We start from the raw sequence: 19,123 nt of genomic DNA, 5'->3' as shown, positions 1-19,123 counted from the left end.
AGATGGAAGCCTTAGGGTCCTGGCACCGACTGTTGAGAGACGGCCAGTTCATTCGAACGCTCATTCGTCGGCTCAGGTCTTACCATAGTCGGCACTTGCGTCGCTGGGGGCGTCGTGAACATCGCGACCTCTTGTTCAGTCTCTCCATTGGTCAATGTCACGCTCCGACCGCCAATATATACAAGCCGCCAGCCGTCGACGCTCTGGCCACGCGCAATCCGTTCGACTTCGCCCGCAGCAGCACTGCGCAGATAGGCTTGGCCGTTCGCTATGCCCACGAGAATGGGCAATGCCTCGGCGACAGGAGGTGGTGCCTCCGCTGCGTCCGGAGCTGTCAGAAGCACTGGAAAGGCGGGAAGAACACCGCCCTTGCGATCCGCGAATACGGGCCCGCTATATCGCTCGGGCTGCGCAGCAATGACTGGGGCGTTTCCGCCTGACGGCCATGCGAAAATGACGCCTGACACCGCTGCGCAGACACCGAGCAAGCCTTGGGCCCAGTAAAGCCGCAGCCAGCTCATGCGATCACCATCAGCAGGACCAGGGTGCTGCGTGCCGATCCATCGGGCCCTTGGGTCGTCGAGAGGGATTTCAGGCGCACCGCGTCCCGATTGACCCCGACCCAATTGGCGACAGCAGCGAGCGCGGCAACATCACCCGCGCCCTCGAGCCTGACCTCGGCGAGTTGCAATCCGCGCCCTAAGGGGCGCGCAGAGACGACCTGAACGGCCGTTGCCGAATAGCCCAGGTCCGACAGGCGGAGATTCAAATACTCGCCAATAGCGATCTCGGGTGTGGCCGCGCCACGCTTGAGCAACGGACGCAGGGTCGCGGGGATCGGAGCGGCGGCAGGTACGGTTTGTGCCGCCTCAGTGGCGCTGGCCTCTGCCTCCCTGACCGCCAAGACGGCACCGATGGCTTTGACTAAGGGCGGTAGGGACAGTCCAATCAAGCCCACCACGGCAGCCGCTGCCAATCGGTTTTTCCAGACGGTCGAGATCATGAGCAGACCGCCTGCCCGAAGGTGACAAGGCCCAGTGGCCCTTGCGAGGCCGTGCCGCCCGCAGTTTGGAGTCGGGCGCTGGCCGCTTCGTTGGCTGGCACCATATCAGAACGAAGCGAGCCTGCAGGTTGACGGACCCCCGCGTTCGGTTCCCTAGCCCCCTGAGCGCGTCCCGCAAGGCGGCAGCCTGAAGTCGCCGGAACAGCAGAGCGTGATGGTGCTACACCGGACCCGGTCGATCCTGATCCGCCAGCGCATCCAGATCTCCAACGCGATCCGCAGCCACATGGCGGAGTTCGGCATGGCCGCCGCCGTCGGGAGGCAGGGATTGCATTCGCTGATCGAGGTGGTTCACGACGCGGCTGACGAGCGTGTTCCGGTCGAGGCTCGAGGGTGCCTCGCCATGCTGGCTACGCAGCTTCAGTTGGTGAACGAGCAAGTCCTGGAGACCGACCGACTGATCCGGACCAACGCCCGATCGACCGAGGTCGGGCGCCGACTGATGGAGATTCCCGGCGTGGGCCCGCTTCTGGCCAGCGCTTTGGTTGGCACGATCGCTGATCCACGGGCCTTCAAGACCGGTCGCAACCTCGCGGCCTGGATCGGCCTCGTTCCGAAGCAGAACTCCAGCGGCGGCAAGGAGCGGCTGGGCGGGATCACCAAACAGGGTGACCGCTATTTGCGACAGATGCTGGTCGTCGGCGCCTTGGCGGTCGTGCGTTACGCCGTGAGGAACGGCACGCGCCGGCCGTGGCTAGTCCAGCTGCTAGCTCGACGAACGCCGAAGGTCGCAGCCGTCGCTCTCGCCAACAAGACCGCGCGAATGGTCTGGGCGATCATGACTTCGGGTGAGCGCTACAGGGAGCCGCTCGCGGCATAGAGACAGGTCGAGGCTCAGCGGAGACCGACGGACTTGGGAAGGGCGGACAGGATGTAATGCGACAGCCGGTCGATACCGGAAGGCGGGAAAACCCACTTGCGCCAGAGCGCCTCGAGCGCGTGCTTTTGGTCGGGACCCGGCTTCGCGGAAGGCATTATGGCCAGCGGTCATGCGTACCGCACCAACAGGTCGAACACATGGCCGCACCGACCAGGCTCAGCGGAACGTCAGATCAACCCTTGCCAACGGAGAGCCGTCCACACATGGCGCAACTTCAGATCAGGGATGCGCCAGTTAGGGCAAGATCATGCGACGGTGCGAGCCCTAGCAACATGAGGGACGAAAATACCTGACTTGGCTTGGACAGGGGTCTTGCCGGTATTGGGACGCACTAGGTTGGCGCGCCTGCTACGGCCGCGGTGGGCCCACCCTCGCACCCCCTCTACATCGCTGAGTTTCGTTGCGGCGGAGCTGAACTCAAGATAGTGAGACTGGTCTCGGGGGTCCGGCTTGGCAGCAGTTTGGGATTTGCCGGTTCTATGTCGGCCGACGATCATCATGACGCTCGGCCCGACCACTTCGGAAGCACTGGAATTTCTGTCGGCGGAGGGGGCGTAGCGACATGGCCGAGATTGTTATCCACTCAAACAACATCGAAAACATCGTCTTGGGCCGTTTGACGGCGCGCTGGAACGCGTCCGGAACGCGGATCCTCCGCTATTACTTAGACGTCCGCCACACGGCCATGAACCTCCACCGCGAACTGAGCGCACCGGAGATTTTCATTCTCCAGAGCAAGGCCGACGCGCTTATTGCTGCTTGGGACGAAAAGTACGTTCAACACCGGCTGCGCGCGACATTGCAGTCAGGCAAATCATCCGCAGAAGATCTGTCCGCCGCGGCTATTCAGAAGCTCGACGGGCTGCACCGACTCCTGGCCTATACGCTCTCGGTGAACGATGCGGTGGATTGGGATGCGCTCAAGGATCGCCGCGACTACCCAATGCCTAAGCATTACGAGCGGTCCAAGCCTCAGTTCGAGGAAGGGAAGCCGCCGACCTATGAGGCTCCCGCCATATCTTGGTGGAGCAAGCTGACCGGAAAGGCGGCTGAGATTGAGGCCAAGGCTGTCGGCCATTATCGGGAGCGCGTCACCAGTTGGGACGGTCAGGAAGCCCTACGGCGTGTTGTACATGAGAAGGAGGTGGCAAACTGGCAGAAGGCGCACGACGCTTTCTGGACCGAGCATGAGGCGGCAAAGATCGCCTTCTTGGCCGGACAGTCGGCCTCTAACGCCAAGGTCGATGGTCTCATCGCCTCGCTGGCGACCGGTGACCCTGAAGCTGTTGTCGAGCACGCAACGTTGGTACTCGAAGCTTCGGATTACGACGGCCTGTTCGAAAAGGCCTACGCCGTCCAATACCAGCCGTCGGACAAACTGCTGTTGCTGAGCTATAGCCTGCCCTCCATCGATGATTTGCCCGCCACGAAAAGCGTCAAATTCATTAAGGCGACCGGAGAGCTGAAGGAGACGCAAATCAGCGACCGTGAGCAGAAGGCGAACTTCGAGGCTGTCGCCTATCAAATTTGCCTTCGCACGATCCACGAGCTTTTCGAGGCCGATGTGGACCGCAACATCGAGAAGATCCTGTTCAACGGTTATGTCGATTTCATCGACCGCCGTACGGGCCAGCCGGCCCGGTCCTGCTTAGTTTCGGTGTTGGTGGACCGCCCGGCGTTCGAAGCGATCGACCTCTCGCGGGTGGACCCAAAATCTTGCTTCAAAAGCCTCAAGGGTGTGTCCGCTGCCAGTCTCGCTGCGCTGACCCCCATCCCCCCAATCATGGAGATGGCACGGGAAGATTTGCGCTTCATCGACGCCCAGGCCGTGGGAGAGCGGATGGAGGCGGGTGCCAATCTAGCTGCCATGCCTTGGGAAGATTTCGAGCATCTCGTACGGGAGGTATTCGAGCAGGAGTTCCGGTTGCGAGGCGGCGAGGTGAAGGTCACGCGCTCAAGTAGTGACGGCGGGGTCGACGCCATCGCTTTCGACCCGGACCCGATTAGCGGCGGCAAGATCGTGATCCAAGCCAAGCGCTACACGCGAACCGTCACTGTCTCCGCGGTGCGGGACTTGTTTGGAACTGTGATGAACGAGGGTGCCTCGAAGGGCATCTTGGTCACTACCGCGGATTACGGACCGGACGCCTATCAGTTCGCGACTGGCAAACCGCTAACTCTGTTGAACGGTGCCAATCTGCTCCATCTCATGGAGAAGCACGGCTACAAAGCGCGGATAGATATCCGAGAAGCGAGAAGCTTGGTTGTCTAGTTGGCGCTGGCTCGGTGTTGCCAGGTAGAACGAAGCAACGCGGCGGCTTTCGATGTCCGCTTTGGGTTGCCGAGCAAATGTCAGATGCTGGCGCAGATCAGGCTTGAGGTTAGCGATGCGATTCATATTGAAGCTCTACCAGTTGCCAGCGAGCTAGGTCAGCAGGTCCGAACTCTTCGTCTTCAACGCTATTGCTAGCCGTTCAAGCACGGTCACTGTCGGATTGCGCACCCCACGTTCGATGCCTGAGATGTAGGTCCGGTGCATCTCCGCGTCGAAGGCAAGCTGCTCCTGCGACAGGCCAAGCTGTTCTCTCAGTCGCTTTACATTTGCGCCGAGCCGGCTGCGCACATCCATGGGGCGACAGGCGGTCAATGCATCCGATCAGGCTACAGCCTATGAGTCACAATAGGACTTGACGGCTTGGGCTGTTGGATGTGTCCGTGAGTGTGACTGAGACTCATGGGATGCATAGCTTTGACAGACATCGACAACCGCCCGGTAATCGAACAGCAGAACGAACAGATCTTTGGCGAACAGGACGGGCGGTATCGCTCGGCCATCACGGCTTTGCTGTGTGACGGGGTCTTCTGCGCCGAAGATGCCGGGGTTCTGGAGGGGTTCAGGACCTATCTCGGCCTCGACCGTGAGCGTGCTGATGCCCTCTTCAAGGAAGAGGCCCGTGCCTACATCCGTCGGCGGCTCCTGATGTTCCTGGAGGACGGCAGCTTGTCTCCGAGCGAAGACGCGGTGCTCGATGATCTCGTCCGATCGGTGGGGCTGGGTCCGATGTGGACCGAAGAAACCGAGCTGGCGCTGTTCGACGCGCGCCGCACCTGGGAGTTGGCACACGGGCCATTGCCGGTGGTACCGACAGACCTCGGATTGGTCGGCAAGGAAGTGGCTCACACTGTCGTCTTCTGTGAAGCGTTCGAAGACCGCACCAAGACCGTCGGGGTGTCCTATGCGGGTCTGACGCTGAGTCTGCCGATCATCGCGGGCGTTCGCTTTCGTGTCGGCCAATTCGGCGTCAATCGCCAGAGCCTGCCTTACCAGCATCGCCTAGGCGGCGGCGACCTGACCGTAACCAGCGAACGGCTAATTTTCCGCTCGCCGGAGCGCGCCATTACCGCCAAGCTGACCGGCATCATCGACATCACGGCCTATAATGATGGCGTCACCATTCAGAAGACACAGGGCAAGCCAATCACCTTTGTCATCTCCGAGCCCGACGAAGACTTCGCCCTGGTGCTGTGGCGGGCCTGGCAGGCTGCCCGTGGCCAGAACGAATAACGGCTAAAAGAGCAGGTCGGCGGCGGCAGTCAGCCGATCGCGCCATGCCAGCTTTGCCAGCCAGCCAGCAGGAATGCCGGACGCGCCAGACAAAGCTCCGGCAAGCTGACCTGCTATGGCCGCCGTTGTGTCTGCATCCTGGCCGAGGTTGGCGGCATGCAGGACGGCTCGATCGAACCGCGACGTTCGACCCGTCGCCCAGAGTGCCGCTTCCAAACTATGGGCGACATAGCCACTGGCGTTGACCGACGTGCGGCCAAGCCCTCGCCAGGAGCCTTGATTGATCGTGTCGATCTTGCCTGCCCATGGCCCCGCACGGCCTTTCAGCACCTCACTGCGCCGAGCTCCGTTGATGGCATCCGCCATCATCTCCGCATAGAGGACGCAGGCATCTATCGCCTCAAGCGCGGCATGGGTTGTCTTTGATTGCCGGGCGGCGGCATCGCGAAGAGCACTTCGATCATCTCGAAAGCGAATGGCGACGGGCGCCAGCCGCATCAGCGAACCATTGCCTGCGGTCTGCGGGTCGATCGAACCGCAATGGTCCTTGCCTGTCGCCTTCCAGCGCGACAGGGCGTGAGCAGTCGTCACCCCGATGTCGAAGCAGCGTCCGGTGCAGGAATAGGTGCCGTTCTGCCACCAGTCATGGAAGCGGGCCAGCAGGTCCTGTTCATTAAGCCCGCCTTGCTCAGCCAGACTGTCGGCCAGTGCCAAGGCCATGGCTGTGTCGTCGGTCCACTGGCCAGGCTTCAGCCGGAACGGCCCGCCGCCCACCAGATCGGTCAGCGGCTCATAGGCATCGCGCACCTTGAACTCGAGCGTGGTGCCCAGGGCATCGCCAACCGCCAATCCAAGCAGCGCGCCACGGGCGCGGTCACGGATATGGTCTGCAGAGGTTCCTGGCTGGCGCTCAGGAACCATCGGCGTCCTGCGGACGAGGGCCTCCTGGGCCGACGTCTCGATCGCACCCGGCCGAGCCTGTCGAACGCGAGTGATGGCCGTCTCGAGGTCAACCCCAAGCTCGACCAGCAGGCGTGCCGCGACCATGCCGGCGCGCCCTAGGCCGCCCTTGCAGTGGACCAGTATATCAAACCCTGCACGCAACCGATCCCGCAGACCTTCACCAATGTCGACCCACGCGGCTTCAAAAGCCGCGCTCGGGACACCCGCGTCTGGGATCGGCGCATGCAGCCAATCCATATGCGCTCGGGCTACCGCCGTCCCGAGACCCTCAACCTTCAGGCCGACCAGTTCGTGATCTTCAACGAGAGTCAGCACCGCGGCTGCGCGCCAATCCGCGATGGCCCTGATGTCCGTCGAAAGGTCCCGGTCCCAGGCTCCGGTGGCAGCAGATGGCTGTAACTTGCCAGGGCAGAAGGTGATGCCGACGCGGCCATGGCCCGGCAGGGTGTCGACGGCAGCGATCTGCAGCGGATGAGATATCGATGTTCGGGTCATAAACGCCGAGATATGCTCAACCGGAGTAAAAGTCTAATCCGCAGACTGGACATCCACAGAGAACGGAGCGTCTGTCCGCCTCCCTTGGGAATGGGAGACCGGATGCGCGATGGATAAGACGTTCAGACTTGAGACCAGCCAGGCGCTGGCCGCGATTGCGGGCAGCATGCTCGAAGATGCGGCTGGCCTGGCAATACTGGAAGGCCAAGGGGGGGAAGGCGCGATGCACCGCCGGTTGCTCGCCACGGTCACCCAGGCACGGACGCTGATCGCAGCCGCTGTTGTCCTTACCGGCGATGAACCGGATGGCACACTGTGAATGCAGAACCGTTGCAGGAGGCACTGGCTGGCCTCGAGCATACCGGGCTCGAGGAGCTGCGCCAGCGCTGGCAAGTCCTTTATGGCACGCCTGCGCCGCCGTCCTTCCGATGCGGGCTGTTGGCCCGGGCGATTGCTTACAAGCTTCAGGCTCAGAGGCATGGCGACGTCACCATGGGCACAGCGCATCGGGCTGTCCGCACAAACAAAGCAGCCAATGATCATGCTGATGCCAAGCCCCAGGGCATCAAGCTTATCCGGAGCTGGAAAGGCGAACTGCACACGGTCGAGGCCGTAGAGGGTGTCTTCCTGTATGATGGCGAGACCTACCGATCGCTATCGGCCGTGGCGCGCAAAATCACCGGCACCCAATGGAATGGTCTGGTCTTCTTCGGCGTCAAGGGTCGGACTGATCTGGCGCGGGGGAGGGCAGCATGACAGCCGTGTTGCGGTGCGCCGTCTATACCCGCAAATCCTGCGAAGAAGGTCTGGAGCAGGCCTTCAACTCTCTGCATTCCCAACGCGAGGCCTGCGAGGCCTATATCAAGAGCCAGCAGCACGAAGGCTGGACGCTGGTCGAGACCGCCTACGACGACGGGGCCTACTCCGGCGGAAATATGCAACGACCTGCGCTGCTGGCGCTGCTCGAGGACGTCAAGGCAGGCAAGGTCGACGTGATCGTCGTCTACAAGGTTGATCGGCTGACCCGGTCGCTTCCAGACTTCGCCCGCATCGTTGATGTTCTGGACGCCGCAAAGGCCTCGTTCGTCTCGGTCACTCAAGCCTTCAACACCACCACCTCAATGGGACGGCTGACGCTGAACGTGCTGCTGTCATTCGCCCAGTTCGAGCGCGAGGTTACTGGCGAGCGTATCCGCGACAAGATCGCCGCCTCCAAGGCCAAGGGCATGTGGATGGGCGGACTGCCTCCGCTTGGTTACGACGCCGGTGACGGCAAGCTGAACGTCAACCCGGCCGAAGCCAGCCAGGTCAACCGGCTGTTCGCCCTGTTCCTGCAGACCTGTAGTGTCGACAAGCTGCTACCCCTGGCCGAGGCTGAGGGCTTGCGGACCAAGGCCCGCAAGAGCGCTGCAGGGCAGACCGGCGGCAAGCCCTACAGCCGTGGGACTGTCTATCACCTGCTGGCGAACCGCATTTACGTCGGTGAGGTCAAGCACAAGGGCAAACACTTCCCAGGCCAGCACCAGCCAATCGTCGACCCTGAAACCTTTGAGATGGTCCAAGCGATCATCGCATCCAACCGGCACAAGCGCGCTATGGGCGGTAATGCGACGGAGCCCAGCCTGCTGGCTGGCCTGCTGGTCGACGGGCAGGGGCGGCGGTTCACGCCCACTCACACCAACCGGCGGGGCCGCAAGTACCGCTATTACGCGCGCGCCGCCGAAGGAGCTGACGACGCCCTGCGGCTGCCGGCTGAACCCATGGACCAAGCAGTGCTCGACACCTTGCGCGAGTTCCTGAAGGCGGAGGAACGGGTCCTGTCTGCAACCGGAGCAAAGACCAGTCACGACGCTGATGCTGCCATCAAGGCATCACGCGCTGCATCGGTCGGTCTGGAGGATCAAAACCCGAAGGGTTTGCGCCAGCGACTGCGGGCCATGGTCGACGCAGTGGTCTTGGGCCCTGATCAGATTGCGCTGACGTTGCGTCCGGATGCGCTAGCGGGCTTGACGCTCGTCCAGACCGATTTGACTGCCCCGATCTCGATCGCCCGACGCGGCCGCGATCTGAAGCTGGTCGTCGAAGGTCAAAGCCAGGGGCCGGACCAGAAACTGATCAACCTGATCGCCCTGGCGTCGACCTGGTTTGACGAGGTCGCGCAGGGCAGGGTGGCGACACTGACCGCGCTAGCTGAGCGCGAAGGTGTCACGCCGGCCTATGTCGCCCAGGTGATCGACCTGGCGTTTCTGGCTCCAACCATCAAGCAATCGATCCTGCAGGGAAGGCAGGCCCCAGGCCTCACCACCATGACGTTGAAGGCTATGCGGCCGCTGCCATTATGTTGGGACCAGCAGCAGGACCTTCTGGCCACATCCCACTAGGCCAGGCGGATACGGTCGAGCGGGTCATAAGGCTGGACATTGCGGCTCGCGTGGCGGGCCTTGCCAGCCTTGAACAGCGCCTCGGCTTCCTCAAACGGCAGATCAGGCAACGGGCGCGTACAGATCCGTCCCTTGCGCACGTGGCTCAAGCAGCGTTCTTTGCAGAGCTTACGCGTGAGGTCCGCGACCCAGCGCTCGTCAGCCAGTTTGAGCTCCCAAGGTCGATAAACCTCGCCAATCATGCGACGCTTGACGTCTGCGCGGTCATAGAACTCGCCGCTCAATGCAAGCTGGATGCTGCGCAGGTCGGCGGTAGGGCGGGTGAACTGATCCATCGTCATTTCCTCGGCTTTCAATAGGGTTCTTCGGTACCGGCCCAATACTCGGCGTTGATCGTGGGCGTAGCCGGCGGCCCGTCTTCACCGACGCGTGGGTAGTGCTTCATGCTGTCCAGGGTCGCGCGCGCCTTTGCTATGCGCGTCTCATAGGTCTTGCGGTGCTCGCCGGCTTTACGGGGCAGATTGAGTTGCAGGTTGGCCCTGTACCACTTCTCGGTCAGGTCTTCCTGTTGGGTCTTTAGCTGCGAGCCATAGGCAAGTTTGTGGCAAGAGCGGCAAGCCCAATAAGTATTGACATAGTAAAGACGGGATGCGATGCTGTCACATCTGGGGCAAGTCGTGCGACGGCGTCTGTTTGTTACGCCGGTAGATGTTTCAAGGATTTCTAGGGGGAGCTCGGATTGTTCGCTTTGGCCGCCAAACCGGTAGATCAAATCGATATGATCGTGGTGGTTTCTGAAGCCCCCCTGGCCGATCAGGCCGCGGCCGTCGCTGGACATCCAGCGCACACCGCCGGTTTTGTTGGTTTTCAATCGGCGCAAAGCCTGATCGAGATCGAAGCAGGGCACGGCTTCACACCGCACTCGGATGGAACGGCCCTCGATGAAATTCCCCGGCCTTAGCGACGAAATCATTGGCAAGCTCCGAAATCAGTGTTGAAACCGCGAAATCATTGGGAAATTATTTGGGCGTCGATCCGATGATTTCGCGCGGCTGTACGATCAGCCGCAGCGATTTCGCCAGCTCGGTGATCGCGGTCCAGTGCTTTCGTGACGCTCACCCGACTTATCCGAACGATTTTTCGGTTTCTCCGCCAATAGGTCCCAGCCGCCCTTAAAGGCGATAGATGGCGACGGAGATTCTCTAGACCGCATTCGTTCATGCGCAGCCGTTGGCTTTGCGCTTCAACCTAGCTGGATATTGGGGTTGGGCGTGGCGGACAGAGAGGGATTCGAACCCTCGGTAGGCTTTCACCTACACACGCTTTCCAAGCGTGCGCGATCGACCACTCCGCCACCTGTCCATTTCCACGACGCGCGTGAAGCCGCCGGACGGTCGATCCAGCGGAGGGCAGGCTGATAGAACAAGCGGACCCCCTCGGCAAGCGGCCTTGTTGCCCCCATATGGATGGAACGCCGATTTCGTGAGGATTATCGCCATGCTGTTTCAGAAAACCGAACTGCCCACCGCCGAGACTGCGCTGCCGGGGCGCGAGACGCCGCTGCGGACGGACGAGGTGCATTTCGTCTCGGGTCGCCCGCTGAAGGGGCCGCATCCGGAGGGGTTTCAGACGGCGATTTTCGGCATGGGCTGCTTCTGGGGCGTGGAGCGCATCTTCTGGCAGTTGCCGGGGGTTTGGGTGACGTCCGTCGGCTATTCCGGCGGGATCACGCCCAATCCGACCTATGAAGAGACCTGCACCGGGCGTACGGGCCACACGGAGGTGGTGCAGGTGGTCTTCAACCCGGCGGAGATCACCTATGCCGAACTGCTGAAGGCCTTCTGGGAGAACCACGATCCGACACAGGGCATGCGTCAGGGCAATGACATCGGAAGCACCTATCGCTCGGCCATCTATTATCTGAACGACGAACAGAAGGCCGAGGCGGAGAAGTCGCGCGAGGCCTATCAGGCGGCGCTGTCCAAGGCGGGACGGGGTCAGATCACGACCGAAATCGCGCCCGCTGGGCCCTATTACTTCGCCGAGGATTATCACCAGGGCTATCTGGCCAAGAACCCGGCCGGTTATTGTGGGATTGGTGGGACGGGCGTGGTCTGCCCGATCGGCGTCGGCGTAGAGGCCTGATCATGGATAGGCAGGGCGTAGGCAAGGTCTGCCTGGCCCTGCCCGGGGTTACGCTGGATCATCCCTTTGGTGACGACCATGACTGCTACAAGGTCGGAGGCAAGATGTTCGCCATGGTCGGCGGGCAGGGCGGGCTGTCGTTCAAGGTGTCGGACATCGCCTATGAGGTTCTGACCGAGGATGGCCGCGCTCGCCCGGCCCCCTATCTGGCGCGAGCGAAATGGGTGCATCTGGACGATATCGACGCTTGGCCAGACGATGAACTGGCTGAGCATCTGGCGATCGCGCACGGGATTATCGCGGCCAAGCTGACGAAGAAGGCACGGGCGGCGTTCGGGCTCAACGCCTAGCGCCTTGCCAAATCCTGCAAACCGGCGTTCTCTGCGCCCGCTTTTCGGGGGAGGGCGGGATGCGGCTTGTGATCTGTGCGGTGGGTCTGGGTGCTATCGCCCTGCTCGGGGCCTGCGAAAATGCTCAGGTCAAAGTAACGACACCGCAAAGCACGCGGGTGGTGGCGGCGACGGACATCGAGGCCGGGCGGTATCTGGTCCAGATCACTGGTTGCAACGACTGCCATTCACCGCGCGGTGCGCCGGGGTCGCCTCCGGTGCCAGAGGCGGACTCGCTGCGAGGCACTGGGGTGGGCTTCTATGGTCCGTGGGGCACAACCTATGCCGCCAATCTGAGGCTGACGGCGGCCAACCTGACGGAAGACGCCTGGGTCGATATGCTGTCGACGCGAGATGCGCGACCGATCATGCCCTGGGCCAGCGTTAGGGCCATGGACGACGCCGACAAGCGGGCCATCTATCGCTACATCCGGTCGCTACCCGGCGAGCCGGGCGAGGCGGTGCCGGACGGTCTGCCCCCCGGTCAAATGCCGACCACGCCTTATGAGGACCTGAACATCAAGATGCCTGCGGGCGCGCCGCCTCCTCGCTGATCCAGCGGTCAATGCGGGCGTCCAGAAGCTCCAGCGGGAGAGGACCGTCGACCAGCAAGGCGTCATGAAAGCGGCGGATGTCGAACCGGTCGCCCAAGGCGGCCTCAGCTCGGGTGCGGATGGCCCGCAGCCGGATCTCGCCGATCTTGTAGCCCGTCGCCTGGCCGGGCCAGCCGATGTAGCGTTGAAGCTCGGTCTCGATATTCAGCGGGGCCAGGGCCGAGTTATCGCGGAAACAGGCTCTGGCCTGTTCGATGTCCCAGCCCAGCCAGTGCAGGCCAGTGTCTGCGACCAGTCGACAGGCGCGCCACATCTCGTACGATAGCCGCCCGAAGCGTTCGTAGGGCGTACGGTAGAAATCCATCTCCTCGCCCAGGAACTCGGCATACAGGCCCCAGCCCTCGACGAAGGCGGTGACGTCGGCCCCGCGCCGGAAATAGGGCTGATCCTCGGCCTCCTGCTGCAGGGCGATCTGGAGGTGGTGGCCGGGCACGGCTTCATGCAGGGTCAGGGCGGGCAGTTCGTAGAGCGGCCGCTGGTCGAGGCTGGAGGTGTTGACCAGATAGCCGCCCGCCACGCCGGTCTTGAGCGAGCCGGGGGAGTAGCGGCCGGTGGTGTAGTTGGCCTCGATCTCGCGCGGGACGGGCCGAACGCCATAGGGCAGGCGGGGCAGGGTGCCGAACAGGGCGGGCAGGCCGTCGTCGGCTCGCTTGGCCATCTCGGACGCCTTTTCCAGCAGGTCTTCGCGGGTCGTGGCATAGAACTGTGGATCGGAACGCAGGAAGGCGAGGAAGCCCGCGAAGTCGCCCGTCCAGCCCGCCGCTTGCAATTCCTCGTCCATGCGGGCGCGGATGCGCGCGACTTCTTCCAGACCGATGGCGTGAACCTGATCGGGCGTCAGGTCGGTGGTGGTGTAGCCGCGAACGAAATAGGCATAGAGATCGCGCCCGCCGGGCCGTTGCCCGATGCCGGGTTCGGTACGGGTCGCGGGCAGATAGTCATCGGTCAGGAAGCGCAGCCATTCTGCTCGGCGGGGCTCAATCTCTTCGGCAACGATAGCTACGGCCGTCGCGCGTAGGGCGGCCTGATCGGCGACCGGGATGGTGTCGGGTAACGCCTTTAAGGGGGCCAGAAGGGGGTCGTTATCAGGTGTCCGGCCGACATCGCCCCGAGCGAGAGTCAGCGCGCTTTCGACGACGGAACGGGGCTGGATCAGGCCGGTGTCCACGCCGCGCCGGGCATGGGCCAGGGTCGCGTCATACATGGCGGGCATGCCGGAGAGGCGAGACAGCCAGGCCTCGGCATCGGCCTTGTTCGCGATGCGGGTAACCGAAGCGATATAGGCCAGGGACTGGCCGATCGCCCCTTCGGAGTTCAGGGCCAGGCGGCTGGTGTCCAGGTCGATGCCTTCCAAATCCCGGTCGATCAGGAACAGCAGGAAGGCGCGGTTCTGGGCCTCGTTGTCCGACAAGCCAGCGCCAGGAACCGCTTCGAGCCGCGCCTTGAAGGCCTGCAGCGGTGCGCGACGCGCCAGTTCGGCCTCGCGCGAAATGTCGGGCAGGCGCGACAGGGCGGCACGGTCGCCGTCCATGCCGGCGGTGATCGGATCATTGGCCTTCAGATAGGCCTCGTAATCAGCAAGCACTGCGGCCAGGTCGGCATCCAATGCTTGGGCCTGCGCCGGATTGCCAGAAGCCTGGCCGGCGTTCTGGGCCAGCGCGGCTGCGGGCATTGCTGACAGCAGGGCCAGAACACTGATGGCGATGACGGATTTCATGCAAACCCCCAAAAGCCCCGACGGGCTCCGGGCGAATGCATCGGAGGCGTGGCCTCCCGTCAAGCGATGATCGCCAACTCTAGGCGCAGAAAGCGAAGAACCGTTCGATGCGGTCGCGAGAGCCGGGCTGGGGCACGTAGGTCTGGCGCGTGCCGCCCTGCCACACAGCCAGCCAGCCGATCCGACGGAAACGCTGGAAGACCGGGGCATTGGCTTGGGCCTCGGCCGTCATGATCAGGCCGTCGTGGACTTCGGCGGGCTCGGCGGCAGCGGCATAGCGCTCGGTGTCGCCGCCGGATTCAATATAGATTTCCGCAGACGCGCCCTTGTCCGCGCTGGCGGTGAGGTCCAGCTTGCCGGTTCCTCGCGAGCATTCCAAGCCCAACTTCAGGTCGTCGCTGTCAGCCGTTCCGTAGGCTAGCTTGGCGTTGGAGCCGTCTTCCGACAGAAACCAGTCGTAGCCCTCGACAGGTTGCGGCGCGCCGGAGTTTGGGACGGTTGCGGCTGGGTTTTCCGGCGTCGTCGTCGAACAGGCACCGACCAGCGCGGTCGTGGCCGAGAGGATCAGCAGGGACGCAAGACGCATGGGATACTCCGACCGTTAGCCGGAACAAAGCTCGGCGAACCGGCGCAGCTTGGCAAGGTGGACCTGGGGGATTTCGATGGAGCGTCGCGTCTCGCCCGCCGTCATCGACAGGCTGCCGTCCGCGGCAAAGGCGGCGAAAACCGGGTGGTCGGTCCGCAGGGCCAGTTTTGCCGACCCGCCGCGCCCGGCCTCGCTTTCGGTCATGGCGGTCGATGAGCCGGCCGCCAAACGGGTTATGCCGGTCATGCCTGCGGCCTGATACAGGGTGACCCGCGCCACGCTGGACCCCGGGTCGCACTCCAGGGTGGTGCGCAGGTTGGGCGTGTCGGGAATCTCATTGGCCAGCACGACGGGGGCGCTGTCGGCATAAAGCGTCCAGGTCCAGGCGGGGTCCTGTGCGGCATGGAGGTTGGTGACACCGATCAGGGTCGCCAGGATTGAAAGTACGGACACTGTCGCGACCCCGCTGTCGTTCGAAGCGATGAACGATCATCAAGCCCGGGATGTTCCGCCGCCGTCAAGGATGAGGCGGCGTCGGCCCGTCCAAGACTGCATGCCTTTCGGCCCTAGAACGGGCTGAACCGCTCGACCAGGGACTGGGCCGCCGGTGTCGCCTGAACCCGGCTGATGTCGCCGCGACCGCCATAGCTGATGCGGGCCTCGGCGATCTGGGTGTGGGCGATGGTGTTGGCCGAGCTGATGTCTTCGGGCCGTACGATGCCGGCGACGGTCAGTTCGCGCACCTCGCGGTTGGTGCGAACTTCCTGACGGCCCTGGATCATCAGATTGCCGTTGGCCATGACGTCGGTGACGACCGCCGCAATGGTCAAGGAGACACGCTCCGACCGGTTAACCGAGCCCGAGCCGCTGGCGTTGGACTCGCCCTCGATTCCGACCATGTTGGCGGGGTCAAAACCGCCGGGGAAGATGCGGCCCAGGCTGTTCTCCAGGCCGAAGAAGTTGGTGACCCCGCCCGAGGCGTCATTGGTCCGGCTGCGCTGGGTGGAGTTCTGGGTCTGGGCGCGGTCGTCGATGTCGATGTTGACGGTCAGGATGTCGCCGACGCGGCGCGCGCGCTGGTCGCCGAAGAAGGTACGCGAGCCGACCCGCCACAGGCTGTTGGCGCTGGCCGCGCGATCCGCCCGCTGCTGCTCCGGGGTCGGCAGATAGACCTGGCTTGTCGGGACCAGGGCCGCCGGATAGCCGATGGGGGCCAGTTCCGGCCCGCGAATGGCTTCGACGGCCGTCGAACAGGCACCGAGCGCCAGGGTGGAGGCGAGGGCAGCGGTGGTGATCAGGGCGGTACGCATGAACTGTGATCCCTCTTAGCGAGCGGCGAACTGGTTGGTACGGGCGGACTGGGCGGCAGGGCCCGCGATGGCGCGGCCCGGACCGGTGGCGACGGCGTCGATGGTGCGGCCGGACTGCAGGTTCAGCACGGCGACGGGCTCGCCGACTGCCGCATGGCGCTGGGCGCGGCCGGTGACGGTCAGACGGATGCCGCCAGACTCGAAGGCGACCTCGACCAGATCGTTGCGGTTGATGATACGGTCGGCATACGCCGCGCGGGCCGGGGCATAGGTGGGCGCGGCAGCTGTCGTCGGCGAGGCTATGGGCAGGACAGTGGCCGGTTCAGCGGGGGCCTCTGCAGCGTGACGGACAACGACGCGGCGCAACCCGGTCGGATTTGCCCAGTCCAGACCGGATTGTCGGGCCAGGCTCTGAAGCTGACCGGCTTCGAATACGATGGAGGGCCCGACCCGGCGGCCCACGACGACGCCGGATGCGGCTCCGGCCCCGTCGAACAGATCGCCAAAGGTGACCTGGCCGTCGCTGTCGACGGGATTGCTCTTCAGCGTCACAGGGCCTGCGAAGGCAGAACCCGCAGCGGTCAGGGCCAGCGCGGCTCCTAGGATCAGCGCCCTCATGACTTCACCTGCGAGGCGATGGACAGCATCTGGTCGGCGGTGGTGATGACCTTGGAGTTCATCTCATAGGCGCGCTGAGCCACGATCAGCGAGCTGATCTCGGCCACGGCATCGACGTTGGAGGCCTCGGTGAACTTGTGCAGCAGCTGACCGAAGCCGACCTCTCCGGGGGTGCCGACATTGGCGGGGCCCGAGGCCGTGGTTTCCAGCAACAGGTTGTCGCCGACGGCTTCCAGCCCGGCTTCGTTGAAGAAGGTGGCGATCTCCAGCTGGCCGACGATGGAGGGCTCGGTCTCGCCCGCCGTGATCACCTGGACCTGGCCGGACTTGGAGATGGAGACGTCGACCGCATCCTGCGGAATGGAGATGTTGGGCTGGACCGCATAGCCGTCATCGGTAACCAGCTGGCCCTCGCCGTTCAGGGCGAAGTTGCCGGCACGGGTATAGGCCGTCTCGCCCGAGGGCAGCAGGATCTGGAAGTAGCCGCGCCCGTCGATGGCGACATCGTACAGTCCGCCGGTATTGGTGGGCGTGCCCTGTTCGGTGACGCGATATACCGCGCCCGCCTTGACGCCTGCACCGATCTGGATGCCCGTCGGGACCACCGTGCCCTGGCTGGACGACTGCGCGCCCATCCGCTCGACGTTCTGATATAGAAGGTCCTGGAACTCGGCCCGCTGGCGCTTGTAGCCGACCGTGTTCATGTTCGCGATGTTGTTGGAGATGACCTCCACGTTTAGCTGCTGGGCGGCCATGCCGGAGGCGGCGGTGCGAAGTGCGCGCATGGTTCAGTCTCTCCTTACGACACCCGGCCCAGCCGCTCGACCGAGCGACGGGACAGGTCGTTGGTGTTTTCGATCATCCGCGAGATGCTCTCGTAGGCTCGCTGGATCTCGATCAGATTGGTGATCTCGAGGATCGGATTGACGTTGGAGCCTTCCAGCATGCCCTGACGCACGCGAGCGTCGGTCGCCTCGACGGGCGTCGTATTAGAGGCGTTGCGGTACAGGCCGTCGCCGCCCTTTTCGAGCACGGACAGGGTGTCGAAACGGACGACGGAGATACGGCCGGTCAGCTGACCGTTCTGGCTGATGGTGCCGTCCGGGCCGACGGCGGGCTCGCCCAGGGCGCGATCCAGGATGATGGGGCCACCGTCGCCCAGAACGGCAAAGCCGCCCTCGGTCGTCAGCTGACCCTCGGCGTTCAGGGTAAAGGCCCCGTCGCGGGTATAGGCCTCGCCGGCCCCGCCCTGCAGCTTGAAGAAGGCCCCTTCGCCTTCGATGGCGAAGTCCAGGCTGCGGCCGGTCTGTTCCAGCGCGCCCTGGCCAAAGTCGCGGCCGACGCCCTTGTCCAGGACAAAGCTGGCGCTGGGGCGGATGAAGGCGTTGCGCGCGCGCTCGCCGACTTCCGTGCCGACCAGAAGCTGCTCGACCTTGAAGCCGGTGGTGTCGGCATTGGCGATGTTGTTGGCCACGATGTCGAGCTCGCGGCGGAGCGTCATCTGGCGCGACAGTCCGACGTAGGCGGCATTTTCCATGAGCGGCTCCTTTCGCAGAACGGCTTCGCAACGGTCGTGCCAACAGGGTTAATCCAGTGGTGGCGGGCCTTTGGAGTGGATGAAGCCAGACTGCACCCGGCAGGATTTGCCGGTTCTTAGCGGCTCGTTAACCAAAAAACGGTCGAATGGAGGCTGAGATTCTCCGGGGCGCTGTGCATGCTGAAGTTCGGCAAGAAGAAGGACAAGAAGGGCGGCGGTGACGCCGAGCTGCCGGCCGTGTCAGATGCGCCCGCCGCCGAAGGCGAAGGCGGGGTGGGTGCAGATGCTGCGCCCAAGAAGAAGAAAATTCCGCTATTGTTCATCGCCATTCCGGCGGCCGTGCTGGTTCTGGGCGGGGGCGGAGCGGCGGCCTTCTTCATGCTTCAGCCCAAGCCCGCTGCGGCCGAGGCCGAGGGCGGCGAACACGGCGAAGCCAAGGCCGATGCCGCCCATGGCGAAGAGAAAAAGAATAAGGACAGTGGGGGCGGTCACGGCGGCGGTGCCGAGGGCGAGGCCGATCCGTCCATGGGCGTGATCGCCGAGGGGCCTGACGGCGTCACCTTCTTCACCCTGCCGGACATGGTCATGAACATCCAGGGGCCGGAAGGTCGGCCCATGGTCATGAAGCTGAAGCTGACCCTGGAAACCAAGGATGCGCACGTCGCCGAGCAGCTGCAGGCCGAGATGCCGCGCCTGCAGGACATGTTCCAAGGCTTCCTACGCGAGTTGCGGCCCGAGGATCTGGCCGGGTCGGCGGGCAGTTTCCAGCTGCGGGCCGAAATCCTGCGCCGGGTCAATCTGGTGGCGGCCCCGGGCAAGGTGGACGCCGTCCTGATCGAAGAAATGCTGGTGCAGTAGGC

22 protein-coding genes and 1 tRNA gene are annotated in these 19,123 nt (G+C 63.7%); 10 read left to right on the top strand and 13 right to left on the bottom strand.

The genetic code is table 11. The features are described from left to right. Nucleotides 1–517: 517 nt before the first annotated feature. On the bottom strand, nucleotides 518–1,003 hold the full coding sequence (locus ACE3TH_RS02385; RefSeq protein ID WP_374596958.1) for a hypothetical protein: 486 nt from the start codon (nucleotides 1,001–1,003) through the stop codon (nucleotides 518–520). 187 nt (nucleotides 1,004–1,190) lie between these two features. Between ACE3TH_RS02385 and ACE3TH_RS02380 the strand changes: the two genes are divergently transcribed. Together ACE3TH_RS02380 and ACE3TH_RS02375 are read left to right on the top strand one after the other, a co-directional pair. After that, on the top strand, nucleotides 1,191–1,883 hold the full coding sequence (locus ACE3TH_RS02380; RefSeq protein WP_374597106.1) for an IS110 family transposase: 693 nt from the start codon (nucleotides 1,191–1,193) through the stop codon (nucleotides 1,881–1,883). Nucleotides 1,884–2,505: 622 nt separating this feature from the next. Further along, a complete protein-coding gene (locus tag ACE3TH_RS02375) occupies nucleotides 2,506–4,215 on the top strand; it encodes a restriction endonuclease (protein ID WP_374596956.1) in 1,710 nt (569 codons plus the stop codon). A 153-nt stretch (nucleotides 4,216–4,368) separates the two neighbouring features. Here ACE3TH_RS02375 and ACE3TH_RS02370 read toward each other — a convergent pair whose 3' ends face one another. Beyond that, complete coding sequence (locus ACE3TH_RS02370) at nucleotides 4,369–4,572, bottom strand: helix-turn-helix domain-containing protein (protein ID WP_374596955.1); 204 nt, start codon at nucleotides 4,570–4,572, stop codon at nucleotides 4,369–4,371. A 120-nt stretch (nucleotides 4,573–4,692) separates the two neighbouring features. Here ACE3TH_RS02370 and ACE3TH_RS02365 point away from each other — a divergent pair, with 120 nt between their 5' ends. Beyond that, nucleotides 4,693–5,508, top strand: coding sequence for a hypothetical protein (locus tag ACE3TH_RS02365; RefSeq protein WP_374596953.1), 816 nt, complete (start codon nucleotides 4,693–4,695; stop codon nucleotides 5,506–5,508). Between the two features lie 3 nt (nucleotides 5,509–5,511). On the opposite strand, the gene ACE3TH_RS02360 is transcribed toward ACE3TH_RS02365, so the two are convergent. Further along, complete coding sequence (locus ACE3TH_RS02360; RefSeq protein WP_374596951.1) at nucleotides 5,512–6,966, bottom strand: ADP-ribosylglycohydrolase family protein; 1,455 nt, start codon at nucleotides 6,964–6,966, stop codon at nucleotides 5,512–5,514. A gap of 109 nt (nucleotides 6,967–7,075) precedes the next feature. On the opposite strand from ACE3TH_RS02360, the gene ACE3TH_RS02355 reads away from it, so the two are divergent. Genes ACE3TH_RS02355 through ACE3TH_RS02345 form a run of 3 tightly spaced genes read left to right on the top strand, consistent with a single transcriptional unit; the run spans nucleotide 7,076 to nucleotide 9,347 of the window. Further along, nucleotides 7,076–7,285, top strand: coding sequence for a hypothetical protein (locus ACE3TH_RS02355; RefSeq protein WP_374596949.1), 210 nt, complete (start codon nucleotides 7,076–7,078; stop codon nucleotides 7,283–7,285). Then, nucleotides 7,282–7,722 carry a DUF2924 domain-containing protein gene (locus tag ACE3TH_RS02350; RefSeq protein ID WP_374596947.1) on the top strand — a complete coding sequence of 147 codons (441 nt, stop codon included), beginning with the start codon at nucleotides 7,282–7,284 and terminating at the stop codon, nucleotides 7,720–7,722. Before ACE3TH_RS02355 ends, ACE3TH_RS02350 begins: the two co-directional genes overlap by 4 nt. After that, nucleotides 7,719–9,347 (top strand): recombinase family protein, encoded by a 1,629-nt coding sequence (locus ACE3TH_RS02345; protein WP_374596945.1) that lies wholly within the window; start codon nucleotides 7,719–7,721, stop codon nucleotides 9,345–9,347. Before ACE3TH_RS02350 ends, ACE3TH_RS02345 begins: the two co-directional genes overlap by 4 nt. Here ACE3TH_RS02345 and ACE3TH_RS02340 read toward each other — a convergent pair. From ACE3TH_RS02340 to ACE3TH_RS02330, 3 genes are all read right to left on the bottom strand, one after another. Then, complete coding sequence (locus tag ACE3TH_RS02340; RefSeq protein WP_374596943.1) at nucleotides 9,344–9,682, bottom strand: hypothetical protein; 339 nt, start codon at nucleotides 9,680–9,682, stop codon at nucleotides 9,344–9,346. The two genes, ACE3TH_RS02345 and ACE3TH_RS02340, sit on opposite strands and share 4 nt — an antisense overlap. Nucleotides 9,683–9,699: 17 nt before the next feature. Beyond that, complete coding sequence (locus ACE3TH_RS02335) at nucleotides 9,700–10,218, bottom strand: hypothetical protein (RefSeq protein WP_374596941.1); 519 nt, start codon at nucleotides 10,216–10,218, stop codon at nucleotides 9,700–9,702. 401 nt (nucleotides 10,219–10,619) lie between these two features. Further along, nucleotides 10,620–10,709 (bottom strand) — tRNA-Ser (locus ACE3TH_RS02330). Nucleotides 10,710–10,844: 135 nt separating this feature from the next. Between ACE3TH_RS02330 and msrA the strand changes: the two genes are divergently transcribed. Genes msrA through ACE3TH_RS02315 form a run of 3 tightly spaced genes read left to right on the top strand, consistent with a single transcriptional unit; the run spans nucleotide 10,845 to nucleotide 12,435 of the window. Continuing rightward, nucleotides 10,845–11,492: a peptide-methionine (S)-S-oxide reductase MsrA gene (gene msrA, locus ACE3TH_RS02325; RefSeq protein ID WP_374596939.1), complete on the top strand. Its 648-nt coding sequence runs from the start codon at nucleotides 10,845–10,847 to the stop codon at nucleotides 11,490–11,492. 2 nt (nucleotides 11,493–11,494) lie between these two features. After that, nucleotides 11,495–11,842, top strand: coding sequence for an MmcQ/YjbR family DNA-binding protein (locus tag ACE3TH_RS02320; RefSeq protein ID WP_374596937.1), 348 nt, complete (start codon nucleotides 11,495–11,497; stop codon nucleotides 11,840–11,842). 59 nt (nucleotides 11,843–11,901) lie between these two features. Further along, a complete protein-coding gene (locus tag ACE3TH_RS02315; RefSeq protein ID WP_374596935.1) occupies nucleotides 11,902–12,435 on the top strand; it encodes a cytochrome c in 534 nt (177 codons plus the stop codon). On the opposite strand, the gene ACE3TH_RS02310 is transcribed toward ACE3TH_RS02315, so the two are convergent. The 7 genes from ACE3TH_RS02310 to flgF form a co-directional block, all read right to left on the bottom strand. Beyond that, nucleotides 12,401–14,212 (bottom strand): DUF885 family protein, encoded by a 1,812-nt coding sequence (locus ACE3TH_RS02310; protein ID WP_374596933.1) that lies wholly within the window; start codon nucleotides 14,210–14,212, stop codon nucleotides 12,401–12,403. The genes ACE3TH_RS02315 and ACE3TH_RS02310 overlap by 35 nt on opposite strands. 79 nt (nucleotides 14,213–14,291) lie before the next feature. Next, a complete protein-coding gene (locus ACE3TH_RS02305; RefSeq protein WP_374596931.1) occupies nucleotides 14,292–14,798 on the bottom strand; it encodes a hypothetical protein in 507 nt (168 codons plus the stop codon). A 15-nt stretch (nucleotides 14,799–14,813) separates the two neighbouring features. Beyond that, a complete protein-coding gene (locus ACE3TH_RS02300; RefSeq protein ID WP_374596929.1) occupies nucleotides 14,814–15,251 on the bottom strand; it encodes a hypothetical protein in 438 nt (145 codons plus the stop codon). A gap of 113 nt (nucleotides 15,252–15,364) precedes the next feature. Continuing rightward, nucleotides 15,365–16,108, bottom strand: coding sequence for a flagellar basal body L-ring protein FlgH (gene flgH / locus ACE3TH_RS02295; protein WP_296169449.1), 744 nt, complete (start codon nucleotides 16,106–16,108; stop codon nucleotides 15,365–15,367). 15 nt (nucleotides 16,109–16,123) lie between these two features. Beyond that, the gene (locus ACE3TH_RS02290; protein ID WP_374596927.1) at nucleotides 16,124–16,726 is read right to left on the bottom strand and encodes a flagella basal body P-ring formation protein FlgA; all 603 of its coding nucleotides are present in this window, start codon (nucleotides 16,724–16,726) and stop codon (nucleotides 16,124–16,126) included. Next, nucleotides 16,723–17,511 carry a flagellar basal-body rod protein FlgG gene (flgG, locus tag ACE3TH_RS02285; protein WP_374596925.1) on the bottom strand — a complete coding sequence of 263 codons (789 nt, stop codon included), beginning with the start codon at nucleotides 17,509–17,511 and terminating at the stop codon, nucleotides 16,723–16,725. Before flgG ends, ACE3TH_RS02290 begins: the two co-directional genes overlap by 4 nt. Nucleotides 17,512–17,525: 14 nt before the next feature. Next, nucleotides 17,526–18,263 (bottom strand): flagellar basal-body rod protein FlgF, encoded by a 738-nt coding sequence (gene flgF / locus ACE3TH_RS02280; RefSeq protein ID WP_374596923.1) that lies wholly within the window; start codon nucleotides 18,261–18,263, stop codon nucleotides 17,526–17,528. Between the two features lie 177 nt (nucleotides 18,264–18,440). On the opposite strand from flgF, the gene ACE3TH_RS02275 reads away from it, so the two are divergent. Then, on the top strand, nucleotides 18,441–19,121 hold the full coding sequence (locus ACE3TH_RS02275) for a flagellar basal body-associated FliL family protein (protein WP_374596921.1): 681 nt from the start codon (nucleotides 18,441–18,443) through the stop codon (nucleotides 19,119–19,121). Nucleotides 19,122–19,123 lie beyond the last annotated feature (2 nt).

The sequence above is a fragment of the Brevundimonas sp. genome (assembly GCF_041919755.1).
GTDB lineage: Bacteria > Pseudomonadota > Alphaproteobacteria > Caulobacterales > Caulobacteraceae > Brevundimonas.
Note: the sequence above shows the minus strand (reverse complement) of the source record. Positions and strands in the feature narration are given on the sequence as shown.

Coding starts and splice junctions, on each gene's coding strand:
- ACE3TH_RS02385 (WP_374596958.1), bottom strand. CDS start 1,003: ATGATCTCGACCGTCTGGAAAAACCGATTGGCAGCGGCTGCCGTGGTG.
- flgH (WP_296169449.1), bottom strand. CDS start 16,108: ATGCGTACCGCCCTGATCACCACCGCTGCCCTCGCCTCCACCCTGGCG.
- msrA (WP_374596939.1), top strand. CDS start 10,845: ATGCTGTTTCAGAAAACCGAACTGCCCACCGCCGAGACTGCGCTGCCG.
- ACE3TH_RS02310 (WP_374596933.1), bottom strand. CDS start 14,212: ATGAAATCCGTCATCGCCATCAGTGTTCTGGCCCTGCTGTCAGCAATG.
- ACE3TH_RS02375 (WP_374596956.1), top strand. CDS start 2,506: ATGGCCGAGATTGTTATCCACTCAAACAACATCGAAAACATCGTCTTG.
- ACE3TH_RS02320 (WP_374596937.1), top strand. CDS start 11,495: ATGGATAGGCAGGGCGTAGGCAAGGTCTGCCTGGCCCTGCCCGGGGTT.
- ACE3TH_RS02290 (WP_374596927.1), bottom strand. CDS start 16,726: ATGAGGGCGCTGATCCTAGGAGCCGCGCTGGCCCTGACCGCTGCGGGT.
- ACE3TH_RS02275 (WP_374596921.1), top strand. CDS start 18,441: ATGCTGAAGTTCGGCAAGAAGAAGGACAAGAAGGGCGGCGGTGACGCC.
- ACE3TH_RS02340 (WP_374596943.1), bottom strand. CDS start 9,682: ATGGATCAGTTCACCCGCCCTACCGCCGACCTGCGCAGCATCCAGCTT.
- ACE3TH_RS02345 (WP_374596945.1), top strand. CDS start 7,719: ATGACAGCCGTGTTGCGGTGCGCCGTCTATACCCGCAAATCCTGCGAA.
- ACE3TH_RS02360 (WP_374596951.1), bottom strand. CDS start 6,966: ATGACCCGAACATCGATATCTCATCCGCTGCAGATCGCTGCCGTCGAC.
- flgG (WP_374596925.1), bottom strand. CDS start 17,511: ATGCGCGCACTTCGCACCGCCGCCTCCGGCATGGCCGCCCAGCAGCTA.
- ACE3TH_RS02370 (WP_374596955.1), bottom strand. CDS start 4,572: ATGGATGTGCGCAGCCGGCTCGGCGCAAATGTAAAGCGACTGAGAGAA.
- ACE3TH_RS02355 (WP_374596949.1), top strand. CDS start 7,076: ATGGATAAGACGTTCAGACTTGAGACCAGCCAGGCGCTGGCCGCGATT.
- flgF (WP_374596923.1), bottom strand. CDS start 18,263: ATGGAAAATGCCGCCTACGTCGGACTGTCGCGCCAGATGACGCTCCGC.
- ACE3TH_RS02315 (WP_374596935.1), top strand. CDS start 11,902: ATGCGGCTTGTGATCTGTGCGGTGGGTCTGGGTGCTATCGCCCTGCTC.
- ACE3TH_RS02305 (WP_374596931.1), bottom strand. CDS start 14,798: ATGCGTCTTGCGTCCCTGCTGATCCTCTCGGCCACGACCGCGCTGGTC.